Source organism: Kitasatospora sp. NPDC096147 (genome assembly GCF_044763225.1).
Lineage (GTDB): Bacteria > Actinomycetota > Actinomycetes > Streptomycetales > Streptomycetaceae > Kitasatospora.
The window spans coordinates 137,995-159,209 of record NZ_JBIWFX010000004.1; the positions used below are offsets into that span (position 1 = coordinate 137,995).

Here is a 21,215-nt window from a genome sequence, read left to right on the forward strand (position 1 = left end):
AGCCACGAACCGGACTTCACACATGACCGTGAACTACCTGAACGACGCCGACCGCCCGGCGGTGGACACCTCACCCTCCGCGAGCGCCACGCCCTCCGGCGAGGCCCGCGAGGACCTCGGCCGCTACGCCGAGCTCGGTGGCCTCTCCCTCGCCGCCGACGCCAACCCCTGGGTCAACGCCGCCGGGACGGTCCTCACCCCCGAGGACGCCCGCGCCGCCTCCACCGCGCTGGCCGAGCTGCGCAGTCACGACCTGCTCGCCACCCGGGACGCGCTGGCCGACCTGCTCGGCTCCGCCGCCACCCCCGCCAACCTGGCGGAGCTGGCCCGGCTCACCGCCATCCTCCAGGGCGCACACGGCACTTCGGCCTCCCTGCGCCCCGAGGTCTACGACACCGACCTGGACGCGCTCACCGCCGCCCTGGTCCCGTGGCGGGAGCGCCGCGACCAGGCCGTCAAGCTCGGCTGGGGCCGCCGCCGCGCACTCCGCGCCCAGGCCAAGCAGCTCGCCGTGGACACCCGGGCCCGCCGCGCCGACCTGCTCGACGCCGTCCGTGCCGCCGCCACCACCCAGGGCGACTGGGCCGCGGCCGGCGCCATCGGCCGCCCGGCCGTGGTCGCCGACCCCGCCTCGCTGACCGCCCTCGCCCAGACCGTCGAGGAGATCGGCCAGGCCGCCCGGACGCTCGGCTCGCTGCTCCCCGAGTACTCCCTGGACGCCCTTCCGCTCGCTGAACTCGCCGACCTGGTCGACCGGTTGGCCGCCGACGAGGGCACCCTCTACCGGCTGCCCGCGCTCCGTGCCCTGCGCTCCGCGCTGCTCACGGCGGAGCCGGAGCTGGACGGGCTGCTGGAGGACCTGGCGGAGCGTCAGGCCGACCGGGACGCGGCGCTCGCCGCGTACGACCGGCTGCACGGCACCGCGACGGAGGCGGAGGCCATCCAGGCCCTGGCCGCCGGGCCCCGGGAGGCGGAGCCGGTCGCTGCGGTGGAGACCGTGATCGAGGTCGAGGCCGACACCGTGGCCGACGTTGAGGCCGAGGCCGTGCCTGAGGCCGATGTCGAGGTCGAGGCGAAGGTCGACACGGCACCCGAGGTCGAGGCCGTGCCTGAGGTCGAGGCAGTGGTCGAGGCTGAGCCCGTCGCGGTGCCTGAGGTCGAGGTCGAGGCGAAGGTCGACACGGCACCCGAGGTCGAGGCCGTGCCTGAGGCTGAGCCGGTGGCCGTGCCTGAGGTCGAGGCAGTGGTCGAGGCTGAGCCCGTCGCGGTGCCTGAGGTCGAGGTCGAGGCGAAGGTCGACACGGTGCCCGAGGTCGAGGCCGTGCCTGAGGCTGAGCCGGTGGCCGAGCCGGTCGTGCCCGAGGTGGTGGAGGCCGAGGTGCGGGCCGAGGTCGAGGTGGCGACGTCGGTCGAACCGGAGCCGGTGGCCGAGGAGTTGGCGGAGCCCGAGGCCCAGGCCGAGCCGGTGGTCTCGGCCGAGCCGGTCGCCGAGGTGCTCGTCGAGGCCGAGCCGGAGCCCGTCGTTCAGCCGGTTGCCGTGGCTGCTGTCGAGGAGCCGGAGCCCGTCGCCGTGGAGGCCGCCGAGGCCGCGGCCGCTGCGTCGGCGAAGAAGGCGCGGCGTCCGAAGAAGCCCGCCATCACCGCCGGCCGGGCCGTCACCGCGTACGAGCCCGCCGAACTGACCGCCCTGGTCCGGTGGTTGGACAGCGACGGCACCGAGCGCAGCGACGACGAGCTGCTCCGTGCCGCCGTCAAGGAGCTCGGCTTCTCCCGGGTCGGTCCCCGCCTCAAGGAGGCGCTGGCCCCGGCCGTGGCCGAGGCCCGTTCCTGATCCGAGGCCGTCCGTACGGAACCCCCTTGGCCGCGAAGGCCCAGGGGGTTCCGTACGTTCAGCGGCCGGTCCGGGCCTGCCAGGTCGGGCTCTCGACGTAGTGGTTGTCGTAGTGCTCGCCGGACTCGCGGATCTCCTGCCAGTCGGCCTCGCCCTTGTTGACCCGGTCCAGCAGGCGGTAGTAGTCGAAGCGGTCCATGCCGGGGGTGAAGAAGACCAGCGCGTCGGCGGTGGAGCCGTCGGCGGGGGCGAAGGCGTGCCGGGTGCCGGGCGGGACGGCGAGGAAGTCGCCCTGGCGGAGCGTCTCGATCCGGTCGTCGATCAGGACGTCCAACTCGCCGGCCAGCCCGAAGAAGAACTCGGTGGCCCGGGTGTGCAAGTGCGGCGGTGCGCCGGTCGCGCCCTTCTCGAAGGTGGCCCGGTTGCTGGTCACCTTGCCACCGGTGGTGGCCGAGTCGGCGAACAGGGTGATCAGGCTGCCGGGCGCGTCGGTCAGCACCTCGGCGGCGGCGGCGCGGATCAGGACGACGTCGTGGTTCTCGGACATGCGGTTCCCCCTCGTGCGGCGGAGCGTATCTCGCTCGCCTCGGTGATCAGCTTATGGGGGAATCGGCCCAGCCTTCTGGTCCATTCGATCATCGATCTCCTTGGGCCAATTCGACCGGTTGACCAGGTGTCAGGAGCAAGACCTCAGGCGTCAGGAGCCGCCCCGCCCGGGGCCAGCGCGCCCAGGAAGGTGATGGTGCGGCTCTGGGTGAAGCCGAGGGCCTTGTAGAGCCGGATCGCGTTGACGTTGTCGTCGGCGGCGTGCAGGAACGGGACCTCGCCGCGCTCGCGGACGCCGGCCGCCACGGCGCGGACCAGCCGGGCGGCCAGGCCCTGCCCCCGGTGGGACGGGGCGGTGCAGACGGCGCTGATCTCGGTGTGGCCGACGGGGTGCATCCGCTCGCCCGCCATCGCGACCAGGACGCCGTCCTGACGCAGGCCCAGGTACCGGCCCAGGGCGATGGTGCGGGCCTCGAACGGGCCGGGGCGGGTGGCCGCCACCAGGGCCAGCATCTCCGGCACGTCCTCGGGCCCGAGCTCGACCGCCTCGGGGTCGGCGGCGTGCGCCAGCCGGTCGCCGACCAGTTGGACGCCGCCGAGCTCGAAGGTCACCTGCCAGCCGGGCGGCGGGGCGATCCCGTTCCCGGCCAGCAGGGCGAAGCCGCCGGGGCCGGTGAGCGCGGCCAGGTCGGCCCAGTCGGCCTCGGTGGGGTCGTCCGGCAGGGCGTGGAAGGGCGACACGTCGGCGGGGTAGCGGGCGGCTCGGCCACGCCGCTCGGCCAGTGCGGCGTGCGGGCCGAACAGGGCCGAGTGGGCCGGGTTGGCGAGCGGGTCCGGCTGCGGTGCGGGGTGCGACATCGCTGTTCCGTTCGGTCGGGGGTCTGCAGCAGGGATCGGAGCGGTGCGGGGCGGGCGGAAAAGGGGGAGGGGCCCCACGGCACACAGCCGCGGGGCCCCTCTGTCACGCGTTCCTGACGGTGCGTCAGCCCAGCTGGGCCAGCGCCTCGTTGAGGGTGGCGGACGGACGCATCACGGCGGCGGCCAGCTCAGGCGACGGCTGGTAGTAGCCGCCGATCTCGACCGGCGAGCCCTGCACCGCGATCAGCTCGGCCACGATGGTCTCCTCCTGCTCCGCCAGGGTCTTGGCGAGGCCGGTGAAGGCGGCGGCGAGCTCGGCGTCGGCGGTCTGCTGGGCCAGCTCCTGGGCCCAGTAGAGGCCGAGGTAGAAGTGGCTGCCGCGGTTGTCGATGCCACCGAGGCGGCGGCTCGGCGACTTGTCCTCGTTGAGGAAGGTGCCGGTGGCGCGGTCCAGGGTGTCCGCGAGGACCTGGGCGCGGGCGTTGCCGGTGGTCTGGGCCAGGTGCTCGAAGCTGGCGGCCAGCGCGAAGAACTCGCCCAGGCTGTCCCAGCGCAGGTAGTTCTCCTTGACCAGCTGCTGGACGTGCTTCGGGGCGGAGCCGCCGGCGCCGGTCTCGAACAGGCCGCCGCCGTTCATCAGCGGGACGACCGAGAGCATCTTGGCGCTGGTGCCCAGCTCCAGGATCGGGAACAGGTCGGTCAGGTAGTCACGCAGCACGTTGCCGGTCACCGAGATGGTGTCCTCGCCGCGGCGGATGCGCTCCAGCGAGTAGGCGGTGGCCTTGACCGGGGAGAGGATCTCGATGGTCAGGCCCTCGGTGTCGTGCTGCGGCAGGTACTCGTTGACCTTGCCGATCAGCACCGCGTCGTGGGCGCGGGTCTCGTCCAGCCAGAAGACGGCCGGGGAGCCGGTGGCGCGGGCGCGGTTGACGGCCAGCTTGACCCAGTCCTGGATCGGGGCGTCCTTGGTCTGGCAGGCGCGGAAGATGTCGCCGGCCTCGACGGCCTGCTCCAGCACCACGTCGCCCGAGGCGTCGACCAGGCGGACGGTGCCGGCGGTGGCGATCTCGAAGGTCTTGTCGTGGCTGCCGTACTCCTCGGCGGCCTGGGCCATCAGGCCGACGTTCGGCACCGAGCCCATGGTGGCCGGGTCGAAGGCGCCGTGGGCGCGGCAGTCGTCGATGACGACCTGGTAGACACCGGCGTAGGAGCTGTCCGGCAGCACCGCGAGGGTGTCGGCCTCCTGGCCGTCCGGGCCCCACATGTGGCCGGAGGTGCGGATCATGGCCGGCATCGAGGCGTCGACGATGACGTCGGACGGCACGTGCAGGTTGGTGATGCCCTTGTCCGAGTCGACCATGGCCAGGGCCGGGCCGTCGGCCAGCTCAGCCTCGAAGGAGGCCTTGATCTCGGCGCCGTTGGCGGTCTTGTCCAGACCGTCGAGGATGCCGCCGAGGCCGTTGTTCGGGTTCAGGCCCGCTGCGGTCAGCTCGGCACCGTACTTGGCGAAGGTCTGCGGGAAGAAGGCGCGGACCACGTGGCCGAAGACGATCGGGTCGGAGACCTTCATCATGGTGGCCTTGAGGTGCACCGAGAACAGCACGCCCTGCGCCTTGGCCTCGGCGACCTGGGCGGCCAGGAACTCGCGGAGCGCGGCGACCCGCATGACCGAGGCGTCGACGACCTCGCCGGCCTGGACCGGGACGGACTCGCGCAGCACGGTGGTGGTGCCGTCGGCGGCGACCAGCTCGATCTTGAGCGCGCCGGCCTCGGTGATCACGGTCGACTTCTCGGTGGAGCGGAAGTCGTTGACGCCCATGGTGGCGACGTTGGTCTTGGACTCCGGGGTCCAGGCGCCCATGCGGTGCGGGTGGGCCTTGGCGTAGTTCTTCACCGAGGCGGGGGCGCGGCGGTCGGAGTTGCCCTCGCGCAGGACCGGGTTGACGGCCGAGCCCTTGATCTTGTCGTAGCGGGCGCGGACGTCGCGCTCCTCGTCGGTCTGCGGCTCGTCCGGGTAGGCGGGGAGCGCGTAGCCCTGGGCCTGGAGCTCGGCGATCGCGGCCTTGAGCTGCGGGATCGAGGCCGAGACGTTCGGCAGCTTGATGATGTTGGCCTGCGGGGTCTTGGCCAGCTCGCCCAGCTCGGCGAGGGCGTCGCCGATGCGCTGGGTCTCTTCGAGACGCTCCGGGAAGGCGGCGATGATGCGGCCGGCCAGGGAGATGTCACGGGTCTCCACCCGCACGCCCGCGGTCGAGGCGTAGGCCTGGACGATCGGGAGGAACGAGTACGTCGCCAGGGCCGGCGCCTCGTCGGTGTGGGTGTAGATGATGGTCGAGTCAGTCATCGGTACTCCGCTTCACGGCTACAACGTCTCGACATCAAGATATCCCGTGACAGCTCCATTGTGACAACCAACCCCGCCCAGACTTCTTCCAGTCGTGGGTGGGGCGGGTCGGTCGGCAGGAGGGCGGGTGTCGTGGGAGGGGAGCGCCGTGCGTGCGCCCGTCTCAGTTGCGGCGGAAGGCGGTGAGGGTGGCGGCCAGGTCCTCCGGGGTGCCGAACACCTCCAGCTGCTCGGGGGCGCGGCGCTGCCAGAGGAAGAGCAGCAGCTCGGAGGCGGCGCCCCGGACCGCGACGGCGCCCTTGGCGTGCTCGGTGAGCAGCCGCCAGCCACCGTCCTCGCCGACCCGCAGGGTCCACTCGCCGGGGCCGTCGGTGGCGTGCAGGTGCAGGCCGGCAGCGGGGTAGCCGGCCGGCGGGGTCTCGTGACGGCAGATCGAGAGGAACTCCTCGATGCCGTCCGCCGCGAGCTCGCGCTCGATCGGCTCGTCCCGGCCCAGGGTGCTCAGGGCGTCCCAGGCGTGCACGGCCGTCTCGTGCGCGATCCGGCGCTGGATGAAGCCGGCGTCCTTCCGGGTGGCCCAGGACCAGCGCGGCTCTTCGGGGTCGAGCACCTCCAGCGCGGCGGCGGCCCGCTCGGCGCCGTCGGCCAGCCAGCCGGGCAGCTCGGCGTCGGCCGGGCGGTCGACGCCGGTCCAGGCGTCCGGGTCGGTCAGGGTGCCGTCGGCGATCCCGGTCCAGAACCGGTGCACGGTCCCGGTGTGGTCCAGCAGGTCACCGAAGGTCCAGCCGGGACAGCCGGGTACGGGGAGGGTGAGGTCGGCGCCGGTCGCGGCCTCGGCCATCAGCGTGGCGTGGCGGCGGAGGGCGGACGCGTAGTCGGATCGGTTCACCTCCGGACCGTAGCCGGGGCGGCCGACAGCGGGCGATCGGATTTCCGAACTGCCCCTTGCCGCCAGTGGGTTGGCGCCGGTGCAGTCGGGTGGACCGGTTGACGGCGACGGCGACGGGTGCGGTCGGTCACGGGCCGGGCGTACGCCGCCGGCCCCCGCACGTGGTGGGTGCGGGGGCCGGCGGCGGAGGGGGTGACGGGTGGTCAGGCGAGCCAGCGGAAGCGGCGGACCAGCGGGGTGGCCTTCCAGCGGCGGCCGAGGCCGAGGTGGTCGCCGGCGGCGGTGGTGGCCAGCACGATGGCGGCGCCGGCGATCATCCAGTGGTCGTCGGTGACCGGGTTGGTGGCGGGCTGGAGGGTGACCAGCCACATGAAGGCCATCATCAGGGTGGCCGAGGCGGCGGCGATCCGGGTGCCGATGCCCAGCAGGAAGGCCAGGCCGATGCCGAGCAGGCCGGTCATGAACAGCGCGTCCAGCACCGGCGATCCGGCCACCGAGTCGAAGACGTGGGCGAACGGGCCCTGCGTCCCGTGCAGCAGGAAGCCCTCGGTCGGCGAACCGCCGTTGACCACCGCCGAGGCCGACTTCGTCGCGAATCCGAGGCCGAACATCTTGTCCAGGAACGGCCAGAGGAAGGTCCATCCCACCAGTACCCGCAGCCCGGCCAGCGCGTACCGCGCCGCCCGCGAACGGACCACCGGACCGTCCTGACGGTCGCTCAGGAGGGCTTCGGCACGGACGGGACGGTCGAGCAGGGTGGCCATCGTGATGCACCTCTTCGGTAGGGCTCTCGCATCGCTTGTGAATGCATTCACAACCTATCCCTCCCTCGGCCGCCCCCGACGGGTAGCAGGTCCCGGATCGGACGGGCCCTTGGTCACCGAGCTCGCGCTGATCGCCGTCGAGATCGTCTCCCCGTCCAGTCCGGAGAACGACTGGGTGGGCAAGCTCCGCGACTACCCCCTGATGGGGATTCCGCTCTACCTGCTGGTCGACGCCACCCGGAAGACCGTCACGCTCTTCCGGGAGCCCGAGGCCGGGCGCTACCGGATGCGGGAGGACGCCGACTTCGGGGAGGCGGTGCACGTCCCCGCCCCCTTCGGTTTCGTGCTGGACACCTCGGTGCTGCTGCCCTACTGAAGGCCCGTCACGGCAGGCCCGTAGGCTGCGGGCATGCGTGATTTCGTGGCGGGGATGGGGTACCTGGTCAAGGGCCAGAAGTGGGTGGCGCGGCACGGGCGGTGGTGGGGGTTCGGGATGATCCCGGCGCTGATCGCCCTGGTGGGGTACGTGGCGGCGCTGGGCGTGCTGGGGGTGTACGCGGACGATGTCGCGCAGTGGGCCACGCCGTTCGCCGACGACTGGGGCTCGCCGTGGCAGGGGCTGGTGCGCGGGGCCGTGCAGGTGGCGGTGCTCGGGGTGGGCTTCGGGCTGTCGGTGGTGACGTTCACGGCGGTGACGCTGCTGATCGGGCAGCCGTTCTACGAGTCGCTGTGCGAGAAGGTGGACGAGACCGAGGGCGGGGCGCCGGCCAAGCCAGAGGTGCCGCTCTGGCGGGAGTTGGTGGTCTCGGCCCGGGACAGCCTGTACGTGCTGGTGCGGGTGCTGGCGTTCGGGGTGGTGCTGTTCCTGGCCGGGTTCGTTCCGGTGGTGGGGCAGACGGTGGTGCCGGTGCTGGGCATCTGCGTCTCGGGGTACTTCATGGCGGCCGAGCTGTCGGCGGTGGCGCTGCAGCGGCGCGGGATCGCCCAGCCGGAGCGGCTGCGGCTGCTGCGCGGCCGGCTCGGCCTGGCGCTGGGCTTCGGTGCGCCGCTGATGGTGCTGTTCCTGGTGCCGTTCGTGACGGTGCTGGCGATGCCCGGCGCGGTGGCGGGGGCGACCCTGCTGGCCCGGGACCTGGCGCCGGTCGAGACCGCGGACGAGGCCGAAGAGGCCGAGGAGGAGGGCGAGGACGAGGCGATCTGGCCGGTGCAGGGGTGGCAGAAGTAAGCAAATAGGACAAAGCCAGCGGAACTTGACATTCCGCCAAATGATGCACCATAACTGCCCGGATGAAGGCAACGGCGGACCTCGCCCGGCGGCGGCACACTCCCGACGGGATCGACCTCGCGGACCCGGAGTTCTGGCGGCTCCCGCTCCCGGAGCGGGCGGCGGCGTTCGCCCGGCTCCGGGCGTTGGACGGGCCGCTGTACTTCACCGACCTGCGCACCGGCCGGGGCTTCCACGCCCTGGTCCGGCACGCCGACGTGGTGGCGGCCAGCCGTGACTCCAAGGTCTTCCTGAGCGGCCCCGGCGTCACCACGCCCGAGCCGGCCCGCTGGGTGCGGACCGTCTTCGGCGACTCGATGGTGAACCTGGACGACCCGCGCCACGCGGACCTGCGGCGGATCGTCTCGCGGGCCTTCACGCCCCGGCTGATCTCCCGGGTGGAGGAGGACATCCGCGTGGTGGCGCGGGAGTTGGTCGACCGGGTGGCGGCCGACCGGCCCGCCGACTTCGTCCCGTCGGTGGCCGCCCAGCTCCCCTATCGGGTGATCTGCGACATGATGGGGGTGCCGGAGCAGCAGCGCCGGCGGATCCTCGCCCTGGTCAACGACGCCTCCGAGCACACCGGCGTCGCCCGCAGCCGGCTGCGCGTCCCGGGCCGGGGGCTGATGGCACTGGCCCGGATGCAGCAGATCATCGCCGCGCTCGGCCGGGAGCGCCGCCGTCGGCCGACCGACGACCTGATCTCCGCCCTGGTGACCGCCGACGTGGACGGCCGCCGCCTCAACTCCCGTGAGCTGGGCGCCTTCTTCTCCCTGCTGCTGGTCGCCGGGGTGGAGACCACCCGCAACGCGCTGGCGCACGGACTGCACCTGCTCTCCACCCACCCCGAGCAGCGCGAGCTGCTGACGGCCGACCTGGACGGGCGGCTCGGCGGCGCGGTGGAGGAGATGGTCCGGCACGCCACCCCGATCATCCAGTTCCGCCGCACGGTGGCCGTCGACCACGAGCTGAACGGCACTCGGCTGGCCGCCGGGGAGAAGGTGGTGCTGTTCTTCGGCTCGGCCAACCGGGACGAGGCGGTCTTCACCGACCCGGACGCCTTCGACATCACCCGCTCGCCCAATCCCCACCTGGGCTTCGGCGGCGGCGGTCCGCACTTCTGCCTCGGCGCGTACCTGGCCCGGCAGGAGATGAGGGTGCTGTTCCGCGAGCTGCTGACCCGGCTGCCCCGGATCCGCTCGGTGGGCGAGCCGGCCCTGGTGCACTCCAGCTTCGACAACCGGGTCAAGGCGCTGCGGCTGGCGTACTGAGCCGGGCCGGGCAAGCGGCAGGACGTACGGTTCGCCCCGTTCGGTTGTCCGTTCCGGCGGGCTGTCCGGGCCGGGCCGGGGCCCTAGCGTTCCGGGCCATGGACGAGTGGCTGATACACGACTACCGCGAGGACGACCTGGCCGCCGTGGTGCACCTGATCGACAGCACGGCCGCGCTGGGCCAGGAGTCGGTCTTCTCGCTGGCCGAGTGCATCGGGGCGCTGACCGACCGTCAGCCCGCCGTGGTGGCGGTCCGGCGGGGCGAGCCGATCGGGGCCGCGCTGGCCCACCTGGCGGGGGACCGGGCCTGGGTGATGCGGATCGCCATCGCCCCCGGCTGGCGCGGCCGGGGGCTGGCCAGCGCGCTGCTGCGCGAGCTGGAGCGGCGGCTGCTGGAGCGCAGGGTGCGCCGGATCGCCTACGTGCTCCCCGAGGAGGAACTGCTCGGCGAGGGCCTGCGCAAGGCCGGGTACGCCCGCCGTCCGGCGGTGGCGTACTTCGAGAAGGCCGAGCCGCAGGCCGGACCGGGCGGCGGGCTGCTGGACGAGCTGGGCGGACGGCTGCTGCCGGACGACCTCTGGGAGCGGGTGGCCGGGATGGGCACCGAGAAGGAACTGATCGAGCGTCGGGTGGTCCGGCCGCTGGCCGAGCCGGAGCGGGCGGCCCGGCACGGGGTGCGGCCACCGCGCGCGATCGCGCTGTTCGGCCCGCCCGGCACCGGCAAGACCACCTTCGCCCGGGCGGTCGCCTCCCGGCTGGGCTGGCCGTTCGTCGAGCTGCTGCCCTCCCGGCTGGCCGACGAGGGCAATCTGGCCGCCGCGCTGCGCACCGCCTTCGGCCGGATCGCCGAGCTGGAGCGGGTGCTGGTCTTCATCGACGAGGTCGAGGAGATCGCGCCGGTCCGGGGCGACGCGGCCCACGCCGGCCTGCACGGGGTGACCAACGAGCTGCTCAAGCTGATCCCCGGCTTCCGGGAGGGCGGCGAGCGGCTGCTGGTCTGCGCCACCAACTCGATCCGCTCGATCGACCCGGCCTTCCTGCGCCACGGCCGGTTCGACTACCTGATCCCGATCGGCACCCCGGACCCGGTGGCCCGCCGGGCCATCTGGGCCCGCTACACCGAGGGCCGGGCGGGCGTCGACCTCGGCCTGCTGGTCGAGCGCAGCGCCCTGTTCACCCCGGCCGACATCGAGCACGCCGCCCGCGCGGCGGCCCAGGCCGCGTTCGAGCGGGACACCGGTGCGGACCCGGCGGCGACGGCCGGCGCCACCACCGCCGACTACCTGGCCGCGATCGCCGACTGCCGCCCGACCGTCACGCCGGAGCTGGTGGCCGACTTCGAGGCCGACATCACCACCCACGCCCGGCTGTAGGCCCGGTGGGCCCGGTGGGCCTATGCCGGGTGGGTGCCGACCGCGTCGCGGATCTGCTCGCCGAGGCCGCCGTCGCGGCGGGCGCAGTTGGCGCAGCAGAAGAACTTGCCGGAGACCTCGACGCCGTGGCCGACGATCCGCACCTGGCAGTACTCGCAGCGCGGCGCGAGCTTCTCCATCGCGCACTCGAAGCTGTCGAAGGTGTAGCTGTCGCCGGTGATCGTCCTGATCTCGAAGGCCAGCCAGTAGTCGTTGCCGCAGACCACGCAGACCGCCATGGGGATGCTCCGTCTCGATCCGGGAAGGCGCCCGGCCGGGGCCGGCCGCGCGCTTCCACTCTCGAACCGGCCCCGGGGCGGGGCAACCGCGTGCGGCCGAACGGACAATGGAGGGGACCGGAGGTGGTGGCGATGATCGTCCGGATCTGGGAGGCCCAGGTGGTCCCCGCTCGCAGGGAGGAGTTCTGTGCCCGGCTGGCCGACGAGGTGATCCCGGCCCTGGACGGGACCGACGGCTACCAGGGGGCGGAGCTGCTGCGGTCGGTCTCCGCCCTGGACCACCGGGTGCTGGTGGTGACCCGCTGGCGGGACGAGGCGGCGCTGCGGGCCTACGCGGGCACCATGTGGCGGATCCGGCCGGTCTGGGCGGAGGGCGAGTTCGGCTTCCTGGAGCACCCGCCCTCGGTGGCGCACTTCGAGCACCTGCCGCCGGCCGCCGAGCCGGCGGCACCCCGGCCGTGAACGCGGCGCCGCCCGCACCGGTGGTGATCGGTGCGGGCGGCGCCGGTGCCTGACGGAGGGTCACTTCGCGGCGGGCACCGGGCTGTCCAGGGTGGCGGCGTTGGCGTGGTCGCCGACCGGGCCGAGCTGGCCCTGGGTGCGGAGCGAGCCGAAGGTGACGACCAGCAGGCCGGCCACCGTGATGGCGGCGCCCGCCCAGAGCGGGGAGACGAAGCCGTAGCCGGCCGCCAGGGCCAGGCCGCCGATCCAGGCGCCGAGCGCGTTGCCGACGTTGAAGGCGGCGATGTTGGCGCCGGAGGCCATGATGGGGGCGTCCTGGGCGTACTTCATGGTGCGCAGTTGCAGGCCGGGCGCGGTGGCCAGGCCGACGGTGCCCATCAGCAGCAGGGAGATGACGGTCATCACCTTGTTGCCGGCGGTGAGGGCGAAGACCCCGAGCACCACGGCGAGCACCGCCATGATCAGGATCAGCGAGCCGTTCAGCGCGCGGTCGGCCGCCTTGCCGCCGACGAAGTTGCCGATGAAGGTGCCGACGCCGAACAGCACCAGCAGCCACGGCACCGCGCCGGTGGAGAAGCCGCTGACCTCGGTGAGGGTGAAGGCGATGTAGGTGTAGGCGCCGATGACACCGCCGAAGGCGAGCACGCTCAGGGTCAGCGAGACCCAGACCTGGCCGCGCCGGAAGGCACCCAACTCGCTCCGCAGGCCAGAGTGTTGGGGCTTGGCGGTCTGCGGGACGAGCAGCTTGATGCCGGCCAGGGCGACCACGCCGATGATGGTGATGGCCCAGAAGGTGGAGCGCCAGCCGAGCTGCTGGCCGAGGAAGGTGCCGAGCGGGACGCCCAGCACGTTGGCGGCGGTGAGACCGCCGAACATCAGCGAGATGGCACCGGCCCGCTTGTTCTCGGCGACCATGTCGGCCGCGACCACCGCGCCGACGCCGAAGAAGGCGCCGTGGCAGAGCGCGGCGACGATCCGGCCGACCATCAGGATGCCGTAGGTCGGGGCGACGGCCGAGATCAGGTTGCCGATGATGAACAGCACCATCAGCGAGAGCAGGACCTTCTTGCGGTCGAAGCGCGCGATCGCGGCGGTCAGCAGGACGGCGCCGATGGCGACGCTGAGCGCGTACCCCGAGATCAGGTAGCCGGCCACCGACTCGGTGACCTGGTAGTCCGCCGCCACCTCGGGCAGCAGACCCACGATCCCGAACTCGGTGAGGCCGATGCCGAAGCCTCCCAGGGCTAAGGCGATGAGCCCGATGGGCATGGTGGGACCTCCGTAGTCGTGCATGGGCAGGGGTGTGTGCGGATGGGCGTGAGGGTCTTCATGGAAAGTAGCTCTTCATAACTTCGGCGGGCCAGTTTCGTCTGCGTACCGATCGAGACTTCGTCAGGTCCAGTTTCCGTTCCGGCATCGGTGTGATCGTCATACCCCATCGGCATCCGTGATGTCCGGAGGGTTGGTACGCCTCCTAAAGTTGTTCGCACAGACATCCTTCCCCCTCGGAACGGAGATCGTCGTGAACAATGGGATTCACGCCGTGGGATTCTTCCCCGGTCTCGGGAGCCGTGCCGCTTATCGCGAGCTCGGCAGCTCCCTGCTCGATTCCGGGAATCCGGAGATATCCGCGATCTACCGCGACGGCGCGGCGGCGATCGGATTCCCCGGCGAGCCCGGCCGCATCCTGCTGGCCGCGGAGAACCTGCCGGCCGTCCGGTCCGAGCAGCAGGGATTCGTCGGCGCCGCCTTCCTGGTGCACGGGCTGGCGCTGGAGGCCCTGCTGCGGGCCGAGGCGGCCCGCCGCGGCGTCCGGCTGGAGTTCGCCGCCTACACGGGGGAGAGCTTCGGGGTGCTGGCGGCGGCGGTGGCGGCCGGCTCGCTCTCGGTGCTGGACGGGGTCCGGATCGCCCGGGCCTTCACTCCGCTGATGCTGCTGGCGGCCGAGGGAGCGGCGCCCGACGGTCCGTACGCCCGGGAGCTCGTCGACTGCCTGTCGCCGGAGGTGCGGGAGCGCCCGCTGGTGCGGGAGGCGGCCCATGTGGTCGCCCTGCGGGGGGAGCCGGACGAGCTGGCCGCCGCGCTGGACGGGCTGGCCCGGCACTTCCCGGCCGAAGCCGTCGAGGTGCACAAACTCTACTCACCGCGGCAGACCAACGTGTACGTCGCCGCCGGGAGCCGGTCGGAATTCGCCGACCTCCTCACGGCATTCCCCGGGGTGCGGGCCGAGGAACTGAAATCGCCCACCACCTTCCTGGCGCACTCGGCCCGCCTCCGCGAGGCCCGGAACGCCTTCGAGAAGTACATCGACCGTCAGGGGGTGGAATTCCGCACCCCGCACACTCCGGTGATCTCCAACAACGGCACCGGAATGCTCGCCACGGCCGCCGGGATACGGGACGGAGTCCTGGCGATGGCCGACGAGATCATGGCCTCCAGGACCACCGTGGAAATCCTGGACGGCCTCCGCATCGACATGACCCTGGAGCTCGGTATGGGAAACAAGTCCGTTCAGCTGCTGACCGACAACAATGCCGTGGCGCCCGCGCTGGCGTACGCCGGAGCGCCCGAGGAGACCGAGCTACTGCTGGGTGCGGTGAGCGCGGCCGAGGAGCTGGAGGCCACCCTCGAACGCTTAGCCGACGCCGCCGGAGCGCCCGCCGCCCCGGAGCTCGCCACCCTGCGCGACGTGCTCCGGCGGGCCGCCCGCAGCCCCTTCGCCGAGCAGTACCTGGGCCGCACGCTGGCCCGCACCGACCGGCCCGAGCCGCCGGCCGGCTCCACCGCCCGGCGGCTGCTGGAGACCGCCCGGCTGAGCCACCGTCACCGTGCCCTGCTGGACGCCGAGTCCGGCGAGCTGGTGCTGCGGGCCCGGCTGCGCAAGCGGATCGAGGGGGCGCCCGAGGAGCTCGGCCTGGCCTACACCGAGCTGCGGGTGCTGCGCGCCGACGGCCGCACCGAGACCCGCACGGCGCCGGGCGGGCCCGAGGTGCTGGTGGTGCACCTCGGCGGCGGGCGGGAGGCGGCGGGGGAGGTCGGACGGCGGTACGCGCTGCACGGCCTGCTCGCCGAGAGCCGCCCGGTGCTGTTCGAGCAGAGTGACCACTACCTGGCCGGCTCCGACCGGGCCGGCTGGCTGGCCGCGCTGGCCGTCGCCGGAGCGCTCCCGGTGGAGCGGGCGGAGGCGCTGCTGGCCACCGCCCGGTACGGATCGCGGGAGGAACTCGCCGAGGAGCTGGCCGAGGTGACGATCGGTGCGGTCACCGTGCCGGTGATCTCGCCGGACGGCATCCCGCTGGAGACCGCCAAGGACCTCACCGCCGCCACCCGCGCGGTACTGCTGGACGGTGCCCTGGCCCGTGACGCCCGGCCGGTCCACCTGGGGGGCAGCTGCCTGGTGCTGGCGCTCGGGGCGGCACCGCTGCGGGTGGACGCCGGCCCGTTCCCGGTCGAGCTGGTCCCGGTGCCCGGCGCCGAGGGCATCCGGCAGCGCGGGGCCTACCGGGAGCTGGACGAGGCGGAGGACCGGGCCGCGCTGGCCCGGACCGAGGAGGACGCCAAGCTGCTGCGCTACGCCCGGGGCCGCCGGCTGCTGGCCGGCACCGTCCGGGCCTACCTGCACGCCGACGAGGAGGTGGTCGGCTTCGGGCAGGGCGGCAGCGAGTCGATGACCTTCTTCCTGCGCCGGGAGGGCGAGAGCCGGATCACCGTGCGCAAGATCCTCAGCGAGGCGCTCACCACCGCCCGCTGGGACCAGGACGGCGAGGGCGTGATGCTGCCGCCGTTCGCCAAGGCCCGCAAGCAGGCCGAGTACCTGCAGGCGCTGCCGGAGTCGGTGAAGGCCAACTTCCCCGAGGTCTTCGACGTGCTGGAGCGGGTGCTGCCGGTCCCCGCACACCTGGCCGGGGACGTCCGGGAGGGCCACCAGGAGGTCATCTACGAGATGAGCTACGTGGAGGGCGAGGAGGTCAGCCGCTTCGTGGAGAAGCACTCGCCGCCGCCGGCCGTGCTGGCCCGGCTGTACGAGCAGCTCTTCCGGGTGCTGAACGAGCAGGTGCACGCGGTCGGCCGGGTGCCCGCGCCCGGTGAGACGCTGGACGTCTCCTACTTCCGCAAGATCGAGGACCGCCTCGCGCTCAGCCGCCGGACCGCCCCGCTGACCTTCTCGCCGGAGCTGTTGGACACCGAGCGGATCACCATCAACGGCGTCTCCTACCTCAACTCCGGTGCGCTGCTCCGCCAGTTCCGCGAGCACCCGGAGTACCTGGAGGTGCTGGAGCCGCGCTTCCACTCGCTGGTGATGGGCGACACCAACACCGAGAACGTCAAGCTGGCCACCCCCGAACCGCTGCTGCGGGCCCAGGAGTTGATCGAGGCGGGCGCTCCGCAGTCGGAGATCGAGGAGGCGCTGGCGGCGATCACCGCCGAGTCGCTGGGCATCAAGTTCCTCGACCCGCGCTCGATCGGCTTCAAGACCGACGGCGCCGAGACCCGTGACGACCCGATGTACGACAACAAGCCCTGGCACAACTCGGTGGGCCACTACGACGAGATCCACTTCGAGCGCTTCAAGCTCACCGTGGAGACCGGCCCGGGCCACCACCCCAGCGTGGAGGTCGAGTTCGAGGAGGGCAACCCCTACCAGCGGGCCTACCGGGTGCGTGACGTGACGGCGGCCGGCGAGCAGGTGCGCGGGGCCGGCGAGCGGCTCGGCATGGAGGACTGGTTCGCCCCGGTGATGACCGCCGCCTACGACCTGGACGACCCGGACTCCGCCTACCTGCGGGAGGACCCGTACTGGCTGATCCGCTTCGTCTTCCTGATGGGCACCCACTTCACCGCGATGCCGCCGTTCCACTTCCAGGCGGAGCTGGACGGCACCCTGACGGATGGCTACCAGACCCAGCGCCGCCCGGTCGCGATCTACTGCGAGGGCGTCAAGTGGCTGAACTGGGCGCTGGAGATGCTGGAGGGCCGCCGCAAGGACTTCCTCGGCCTGGCCGTGCCGCCGCTGCCGTGGTTCGCCCGCCGCTTCTCGGTCATCCAGGGCACCGGCGGCCGGCAGCTGCCGCCGGGCACCGACCGCCTGGCTGCCTGATCCCCCTCCGTACGCCGCCCGATCCGAGAGGAGCACCACCGTCATGACCACTTCCCTGAACCGGCCGCCCGTCACCGGCCTCGGCGAACTCTCCAACGAATCCCGGGTGCTGGCCACCCCGTGGAGCCGGATGGTGCGGGGCATCGGCCTCGGCCAGTACCCCGTGGCCTACGACCCGGAGGTGGCCGCCGCGATCCGGGCGACCTTCGGCCGACTGGCCGGGAGGGTGCCGGCCGGCAACTCCTACACCCTGTTCTCCCGGCTGCTGGCGGAGCTGGTGCTCAAGGTCACCGACCCGGAGCGGGAGTACGGCCGGGCGTCGGTGGCCCGGGACCTGGGCCCGGTGGTGGACGCCTTCCGGGCCGAGCCGAACCCGTACCACCGGCTGAGCCTGGGCTGCATCCTGCTGGACGCCTTCGCCAAGCTGGAGCTGGACCGGGGGCTGCTGGTGAACGGCGAACTCGACGTCCCGGCCGAGGTGTTGGCCACCGTGGACGCGATCCGCCCGGACCAGATCAAGGACGAGAACGCGGGGGGCCACGGCGACTACGAGCGGCTCTCCGGCTACTCGGCGGTCTTCCTCGCCTTCGGCCAACTCGGCCTGGGGGAGCGGCTGGTGACGGCCGAGCGGGATCACATCGGGGAGGCACTCGGGCTGCTGGAGCGGATACCCTCGCCGTTCTTCCGGGGCCGGGGCGGCTCGGTGCTGCTCTCCGCGATCAGTCTGCTCGGCCACGGGGACCGGATCTTCGACGGCGAACGGGACTTCATGAAGGAGGTGCTGGACCACCTGGACCGGGGCGAGGAGCTCGGCCCGGCCTCCTTCCCGCAGCCGATGACCCCGGCGTTCTCCCAGGTCTATCCGCTGGTCACGATGCTGAACGCGATCGCGGTGGCCGGCCGCCCCGAGTACCTGACCTACCGCCGGGACCGGCTGGCCGAGATGCGCGGGCTGTGGGAGCGGATCGCCCCGGCCGAGCGCACCCACATGGGCCTCTACTACCTGGTCGCGCTGCTCAACCTCGGTCGGCTGGAGGACCAACTCCCGGACCTGGAAGGCTTCGTGACGGAGCTGGTCGGCCAGTGGGAGGGGATCGACCCGGGGGCCAACTTCTTCCTCAACGGGATCGCCTACGCCTACCTGATCGAGACCGCCATGGTCACCGGCCGGACCGAGCTGGTGACGGACGGGCTGCTGGAGCGGGTGGTGGACTCCTACCCGGACCTGGACGTCACCGACCTGGACCGGGTGAACCGGCCCTACCCGTTCAGCTACGTGCTCAACATGCTGGGCGAGATCGGCGAGTGGCGGCGGCTGTTCGCCCCCCGGGCCCGGTACGGCGGGCTGTCCGCCACCGAGTGGGTGGTGGACCACCTCTCGCCGGACGGGGTGGAGGAAGGGGCCCGGCTCTACCTGCTGGACCACGCGCTGGTCAGCTGGGCGCTGCGGATGCGGGGCACCGGTCGCGGCGAGACGGAGTACTTCAGCCGGCTCCACCCGATCGCGGCTCCGGCACCGGTCCGCTGACCGGCCCGGCGGGCGGCGGGCCGACCGGTCCGGAGGCCGGCGCGGGCTGGGGTCCTGAGGCCGGCGCGGGCTGCGGTCCGGGCGCCGGTGGCGGCTCGGCGGGCGCCGGGCCGAGGCGGGCCAGACCGATCCGGGTGGCGGCGAGCAGCACCCGGTCACCGGCCCGGAGGCGGTAGCCCCGGTCGGCGAAGTTCCACAGCACGTCCCCCGGGCGGCGGGCCAGCCGGACCCCGACCACCCGGACCCCACCGGGCTCCTCCAGCCCCCAGACGGTCCGTCCGATCAGACCGGACCCGTCCTCGGCGGTCAGCTCGGCGAGCAGCAGCACGTGCCGGAAGACCGAGAGGGTGCCCAGCACCTCACGCCCCATCAGGGCGGCGGCGAAGCCGGGGGCGGACAGGTAGGAGACCGAGCGGGAGACCACGTTCCCCAGGGTCGCGTAGACGTGATGGGCGAAGTCGTCGTCGAACAGCCGGCAGACGATGCGGATCTCCGGGTGGATCGCCCGGGCCTCCAGGGCCGCCTCCAGATTGGCCGCGTCGTCCCTGGTCACCGAGACCACCGCGCGGGCGTGCTGGACCCGGGCCCGGCGCAGCTGGCCGGCCAACGGGGCGTCACCGACCAGCACCGGCACGCCGAGCGCCCGCATCGCGGCGATGCCCCGGGACTGAGGATCGCGCTCCACGCAGACCACCGGTACCCCGGTCTCGCGGAGCATCCCGGCCACCCGGGTGCCCAGGTTGTTCAGCCCGACCACCACCACGTGGTCGCGCAGCCCGGCCCCGGGCCCCCGGGGCAGGCCGCGCCGGCCGGTGGCCAGGGCTTCCACCGCGATCGCGGTGGCGACCGGGGCGAAGGTGATGCCGCAGAAGGTGACCACCACCTGGGCGGCCCGGGCCCAGGGCCCGCTGCCGTCGCCGGGGGAGTCGCCGGGCCGGTCGGGGTCGGCCGCCCCCGCCACGTCCAGCAGGGTGTAGTAGAGCGCCCAGCCCAGGTGGCCGGTGGACCACCAGATCACCGCCCCGCCCAGCAGCACCGCCACCAGCGCCACCGTGAGCAGCAGCCGCAGCCGGGCGCTGGTGAAGAACCGCAGCGCGTCCAGCACCCGCCAGCGCAGCCTGGTCCACCAGGGGATGCGCAGCGGGGGGCGCTCGGTGAGCGCCTGGAGCGCGGCCAGTCCGCCGGGCTCGTGCCCGGGCGGCGGCGGGGGCGGCGGCCCGCCCTGGCCCTCGTCGCCGAAGCGGCGGGCCAGCGCGATGAACTCGGCGGCCCGCCCGGCGGTGTCCGGGAGCAGCCGGAGCCGGCCGAGGTCCTGCGGGTCGATGCCGTCGGCGACCACGCAGAGCTGGTTGTCCCGGATCTCCTCGTCGTAGGCGACGTACAGGTAACGGCCGCCCGCGTGCACCGAGTTGGGCCGCTCCAGGGCGCCGTTGGCGAAGGCCGGGGCGGCGGTGGCGGAGCCGGAGAGCGAGGTGCAGTTGGGGAGCAGCCGCTCGATGTGCTGGCCGAGCCGCTGGTTGTACATCCGCAGCACGATCCGGATGCCGGGGTTGAGGCCCTCGGCGGCCATCGCGGCGTGGATGTTCCCCTGGTCGGTGCCGTCCACCAAGGCGATCCCGTTGGCCTCCTCGATGCCGCAGGCGCGCAGCGTCTCGGCGGAGATGGCGGGGTACTCGTGCACCGCCGCCAGCCCGGGGATCTGGCTGATCCTGGGCCCGTGATCCTGCGTCAGGTCCGGGACCAGCGCGACCACCGGGACGTCGTAGTGTTCGATCAGCTCACGGATCAGACGGTGGGCGAGCGCATTGCCGCCGCACACCAGGTAGTGGCTCAACCGGTCCCCCGACCTCGCACCGCTCCGGCCCCGTGGTGCGGCCCCCACCTCCGATCATAGCCAGCCGGGTGTCCGGCGGATGGCGCTCCGGTGGCCGGTTCGGAAAGCCGCCGATCGTCCGCGAAGCGCCCCGGTCGTCCGCGAGGCTCCCCGGCCGTCCCTCCTTCGGCGGTACCAGTCGGCGGGGCCACCGCGCGGGCGGCAGAGTGGGAACGATCGACCCCACTGCCCGTCAGGAGCCGCGCCGTGAACGAGGTCTACCGCCCCACCCCGATCCCCGACGACGACCACCCCGGCTTCGAGGGGCCGATCCAGCGGCTGGCCAAGATGGCCTGGCAGGTGCTGCTCGGCGCGGGGGTGGTCTCGCTGGTGCTGGGCGTGATCGTCTTCGTCTGGCCGAAGCAGACCCTCTGGGTGGTCGGCGTGCTGTTCGGCCTCTACCTGGTGGTGATCGGCGTGGTGCAGCTGGTCGCCGCGTTCGGCACCCACGCCAGTACGGCGCTGCGGGTGCTGGCCTTCATCAGCGGGGCGCTCTGCCTGCTGCTCGGGCTGCTCTGCTTCCGCAGCGCGGTGCAGTCGCTGGCCCTGCTGGGGATCTGGATCGGGATCGGCTGGCTGTTCCGCGGCATCACCCAGATCGCGGCGGCCTCCTCGGACCCGCGGATGCCGGCCCGGGGCTGGCAGGTCTTCGGCGGGGTGCTCAACACCCTGGCGGGCGTGCTGCTGATGGTCTGGCCGGTCGGCTCGATCGCGGCGCTCACGGTGCTGGCCGGGGTGTGGCTGCTGGTGCTCGGGGTGATCGAGATCGTCACCGCGCTCCAGGTCCGCCGCCGCTCCAAGGAGATCCCGGCCGGGGTCTGAACGCCCCGGCCGGG

General features: G+C 73.0%; 17 protein-coding genes. 9 read left to right on the forward strand and 8 right to left on the reverse strand.

The window, feature by feature from the left end; translation table 11 throughout:
• Nucleotides 1–22 precede the first annotated feature (22 nt).
• Nucleotides 23–1,831 carry a hypothetical protein gene (locus tag ACIRBX_RS14800; RefSeq protein ID WP_402296679.1) on the forward strand — a complete coding sequence of 603 codons (1,809 nt, stop codon included), beginning with the start codon at nucleotides 23–25 and terminating at the stop codon, nucleotides 1,829–1,831.
• Between the two features lie 58 nt (nucleotides 1,832–1,889).
• Here ACIRBX_RS14800 and ACIRBX_RS14805 read toward each other — a convergent pair whose 3' ends face one another.
• The 5 genes from ACIRBX_RS14805 to ACIRBX_RS14825 all read right to left on the reverse strand — a co-directional run bounded on the left by ACIRBX_RS14805 (nucleotide 1,890) and on the right by ACIRBX_RS14825 (nucleotide 7,232).
• A complete protein-coding gene (locus ACIRBX_RS14805) occupies nucleotides 1,890–2,378 on the reverse strand; it encodes a cupin domain-containing protein (RefSeq protein WP_402296681.1) in 489 nt (162 codons plus the stop codon).
• 143 nt (nucleotides 2,379–2,521) lie between these two features.
• The gene (locus ACIRBX_RS14810) at nucleotides 2,522–3,235 is read right to left on the reverse strand and encodes a GNAT family N-acetyltransferase (protein WP_402296683.1); all 714 of its coding nucleotides are present in this window, start codon (nucleotides 3,233–3,235) and stop codon (nucleotides 2,522–2,524) included.
• Nucleotides 3,236–3,359: 124 nt separating this feature from the next.
• Nucleotides 3,360–5,579: an NADP-dependent isocitrate dehydrogenase gene (locus ACIRBX_RS14815; RefSeq protein WP_402296684.1), complete on the reverse strand. Its 2,220-nt coding sequence runs from the start codon at nucleotides 5,577–5,579 to the stop codon at nucleotides 3,360–3,362.
• Between the two features lie 163 nt (nucleotides 5,580–5,742).
• Nucleotides 5,743–6,468 (reverse strand): maleylpyruvate isomerase family mycothiol-dependent enzyme, encoded by a 726-nt coding sequence (locus ACIRBX_RS14820; RefSeq protein ID WP_402296685.1) that lies wholly within the window; start codon nucleotides 6,466–6,468, stop codon nucleotides 5,743–5,745.
• Nucleotides 6,469–6,671: 203 nt separating this feature from the next.
• On the reverse strand, nucleotides 6,672–7,232 hold the full coding sequence (locus ACIRBX_RS14825) for a hypothetical protein (protein WP_402296687.1): 561 nt from the start codon (nucleotides 7,230–7,232) through the stop codon (nucleotides 6,672–6,674).
• Nucleotides 7,233–7,341: 109 nt separating this feature from the next.
• Between ACIRBX_RS14825 and ACIRBX_RS14830 the strand changes: the two genes are divergently transcribed.
• The 4 genes from ACIRBX_RS14830 (at nucleotide 7,342) to ACIRBX_RS14845 (ending at nucleotide 11,140) form a co-directional block, all read left to right on the forward strand.
• Nucleotides 7,342–7,608, forward strand: coding sequence for a Uma2 family endonuclease (locus tag ACIRBX_RS14830; RefSeq protein ID WP_402296689.1), 267 nt, complete (start codon nucleotides 7,342–7,344; stop codon nucleotides 7,606–7,608).
• Between the two features lie 33 nt (nucleotides 7,609–7,641).
• Nucleotides 7,642–8,457, forward strand: coding sequence for an EI24 domain-containing protein (locus ACIRBX_RS14835; RefSeq protein ID WP_402296691.1), 816 nt, complete (start codon nucleotides 7,642–7,644; stop codon nucleotides 8,455–8,457).
• Nucleotides 8,458–8,519: 62 nt separating this feature from the next.
• Nucleotides 8,520–9,767: a cytochrome P450 gene (locus tag ACIRBX_RS14840; RefSeq protein ID WP_402296692.1), complete on the forward strand. Its 1,248-nt coding sequence runs from the start codon at nucleotides 8,520–8,522 to the stop codon at nucleotides 9,765–9,767.
• A gap of 98 nt (nucleotides 9,768–9,865) precedes the next feature.
• Complete coding sequence (locus ACIRBX_RS14845) at nucleotides 9,866–11,140, forward strand: ATP-binding protein (RefSeq protein ID WP_402296694.1); 1,275 nt, start codon at nucleotides 9,866–9,868, stop codon at nucleotides 11,138–11,140.
• A 20-nt stretch (nucleotides 11,141–11,160) separates the two neighbouring features.
• On the opposite strand, the gene ACIRBX_RS14850 is transcribed toward ACIRBX_RS14845, so the two are convergent.
• The gene (locus tag ACIRBX_RS14850; RefSeq protein WP_402296695.1) at nucleotides 11,161–11,418 is read right to left on the reverse strand and encodes a Prokaryotic metallothionein; all 258 of its coding nucleotides are present in this window, start codon (nucleotides 11,416–11,418) and stop codon (nucleotides 11,161–11,163) included.
• 132 nt (nucleotides 11,419–11,550) lie between these two features.
• Here ACIRBX_RS14850 and ACIRBX_RS14855 point away from each other — a divergent pair, with 132 nt between their 5' ends.
• The gene (locus ACIRBX_RS14855) at nucleotides 11,551–11,880 is read left to right on the forward strand and encodes an antibiotic biosynthesis monooxygenase family protein (RefSeq protein ID WP_402296696.1); all 330 of its coding nucleotides are present in this window, start codon (nucleotides 11,551–11,553) and stop codon (nucleotides 11,878–11,880) included.
• A 60-nt stretch (nucleotides 11,881–11,940) separates the two neighbouring features.
• Here the strand turns inward: ACIRBX_RS14855 and ACIRBX_RS14860 are convergent, their stop codons facing one another.
• The gene (locus ACIRBX_RS14860; RefSeq protein WP_402296698.1) at nucleotides 11,941–13,149 is read right to left on the reverse strand and encodes an MFS transporter; all 1,209 of its coding nucleotides are present in this window, start codon (nucleotides 13,147–13,149) and stop codon (nucleotides 11,941–11,943) included.
• Nucleotides 13,150–13,402: 253 nt separating this feature from the next.
• On the opposite strand from ACIRBX_RS14860, the gene ACIRBX_RS14865 reads away from it, so the two are divergent.
• Nucleotides 13,403–16,978 (forward strand): ACP S-malonyltransferase, encoded by a 3,576-nt coding sequence (locus ACIRBX_RS14865; protein WP_402296700.1) that lies wholly within the window; start codon nucleotides 13,403–13,405, stop codon nucleotides 16,976–16,978.
• Nucleotides 16,979–17,021: 43 nt separating this feature from the next.
• Nucleotides 17,022–18,506: a hypothetical protein gene (locus ACIRBX_RS14870; RefSeq protein ID WP_402296702.1), complete on the forward strand. Its 1,485-nt coding sequence runs from the start codon at nucleotides 17,022–17,024 to the stop codon at nucleotides 18,504–18,506.
• Here the strand turns inward: ACIRBX_RS14870 and ACIRBX_RS14875 are convergent.
• On the reverse strand, nucleotides 18,463–20,340 hold the full coding sequence (locus ACIRBX_RS14875) for an NAD-binding protein (protein ID WP_402296704.1): 1,878 nt from the start codon (nucleotides 20,338–20,340) through the stop codon (nucleotides 18,463–18,465). The two genes, ACIRBX_RS14870 and ACIRBX_RS14875, sit on opposite strands and share 44 nt — an antisense overlap.
• A 246-nt stretch (nucleotides 20,341–20,586) precedes the next feature.
• Between ACIRBX_RS14875 and ACIRBX_RS14880 the strand changes: the two genes are divergently transcribed.
• A complete protein-coding gene (locus ACIRBX_RS14880) occupies nucleotides 20,587–21,201 on the forward strand; it encodes an HdeD family acid-resistance protein (RefSeq protein ID WP_402296705.1) in 615 nt (204 codons plus the stop codon).
• Nucleotides 21,202–21,215: the final 14 nt, after the last annotated feature.

What these genes read in the sequence shown, in the direction of transcription:
- ACIRBX_RS14800 (WP_402296679.1), top strand. Translation starts at nt 23, where the DNA reads ATGACCGTGAACTACCTGAACGACGCCGACCGCCCGGCGGTGGACACC.
- ACIRBX_RS14840 (WP_402296692.1), top strand. Translation starts at nt 8,520, where the DNA reads ATGAAGGCAACGGCGGACCTCGCCCGGCGGCGGCACACTCCCGACGGG.
- ACIRBX_RS14825 (WP_402296687.1), bottom strand. Translation starts at nt 7,232, where the DNA reads ATGGCCACCCTGCTCGACCGTCCCGTCCGTGCCGAAGCCCTCCTGAGC.
- ACIRBX_RS14855 (WP_402296696.1), top strand. Translation starts at nt 11,551, where the DNA reads ATGATCGTCCGGATCTGGGAGGCCCAGGTGGTCCCCGCTCGCAGGGAG.
- ACIRBX_RS14845 (WP_402296694.1), top strand. Translation starts at nt 9,866, where the DNA reads ATGGACGAGTGGCTGATACACGACTACCGCGAGGACGACCTGGCCGCC.
- ACIRBX_RS14815 (WP_402296684.1), bottom strand. Translation starts at nt 5,579, where the DNA reads ATGACTGACTCGACCATCATCTACACCCACACCGACGAGGCGCCGGCC.
- ACIRBX_RS14850 (WP_402296695.1), bottom strand. Translation starts at nt 11,418, where the DNA reads ATGGCGGTCTGCGTGGTCTGCGGCAACGACTACTGGCTGGCCTTCGAG.
- ACIRBX_RS14805 (WP_402296681.1), bottom strand. Translation starts at nt 2,378, where the DNA reads ATGTCCGAGAACCACGACGTCGTCCTGATCCGCGCCGCCGCCGCCGAG.
- ACIRBX_RS14810 (WP_402296683.1), bottom strand. Translation starts at nt 3,235, where the DNA reads ATGTCGCACCCCGCACCGCAGCCGGACCCGCTCGCCAACCCGGCCCAC.
- ACIRBX_RS14835 (WP_402296691.1), top strand. Translation starts at nt 7,642, where the DNA reads ATGCGTGATTTCGTGGCGGGGATGGGGTACCTGGTCAAGGGCCAGAAG.
- ACIRBX_RS14860 (WP_402296698.1), bottom strand. Translation starts at nt 13,149, where the DNA reads ATGCCCATCGGGCTCATCGCCTTAGCCCTGGGAGGCTTCGGCATCGGC.
- ACIRBX_RS14870 (WP_402296702.1), top strand. Translation starts at nt 17,022, where the DNA reads ATGACCACTTCCCTGAACCGGCCGCCCGTCACCGGCCTCGGCGAACTC.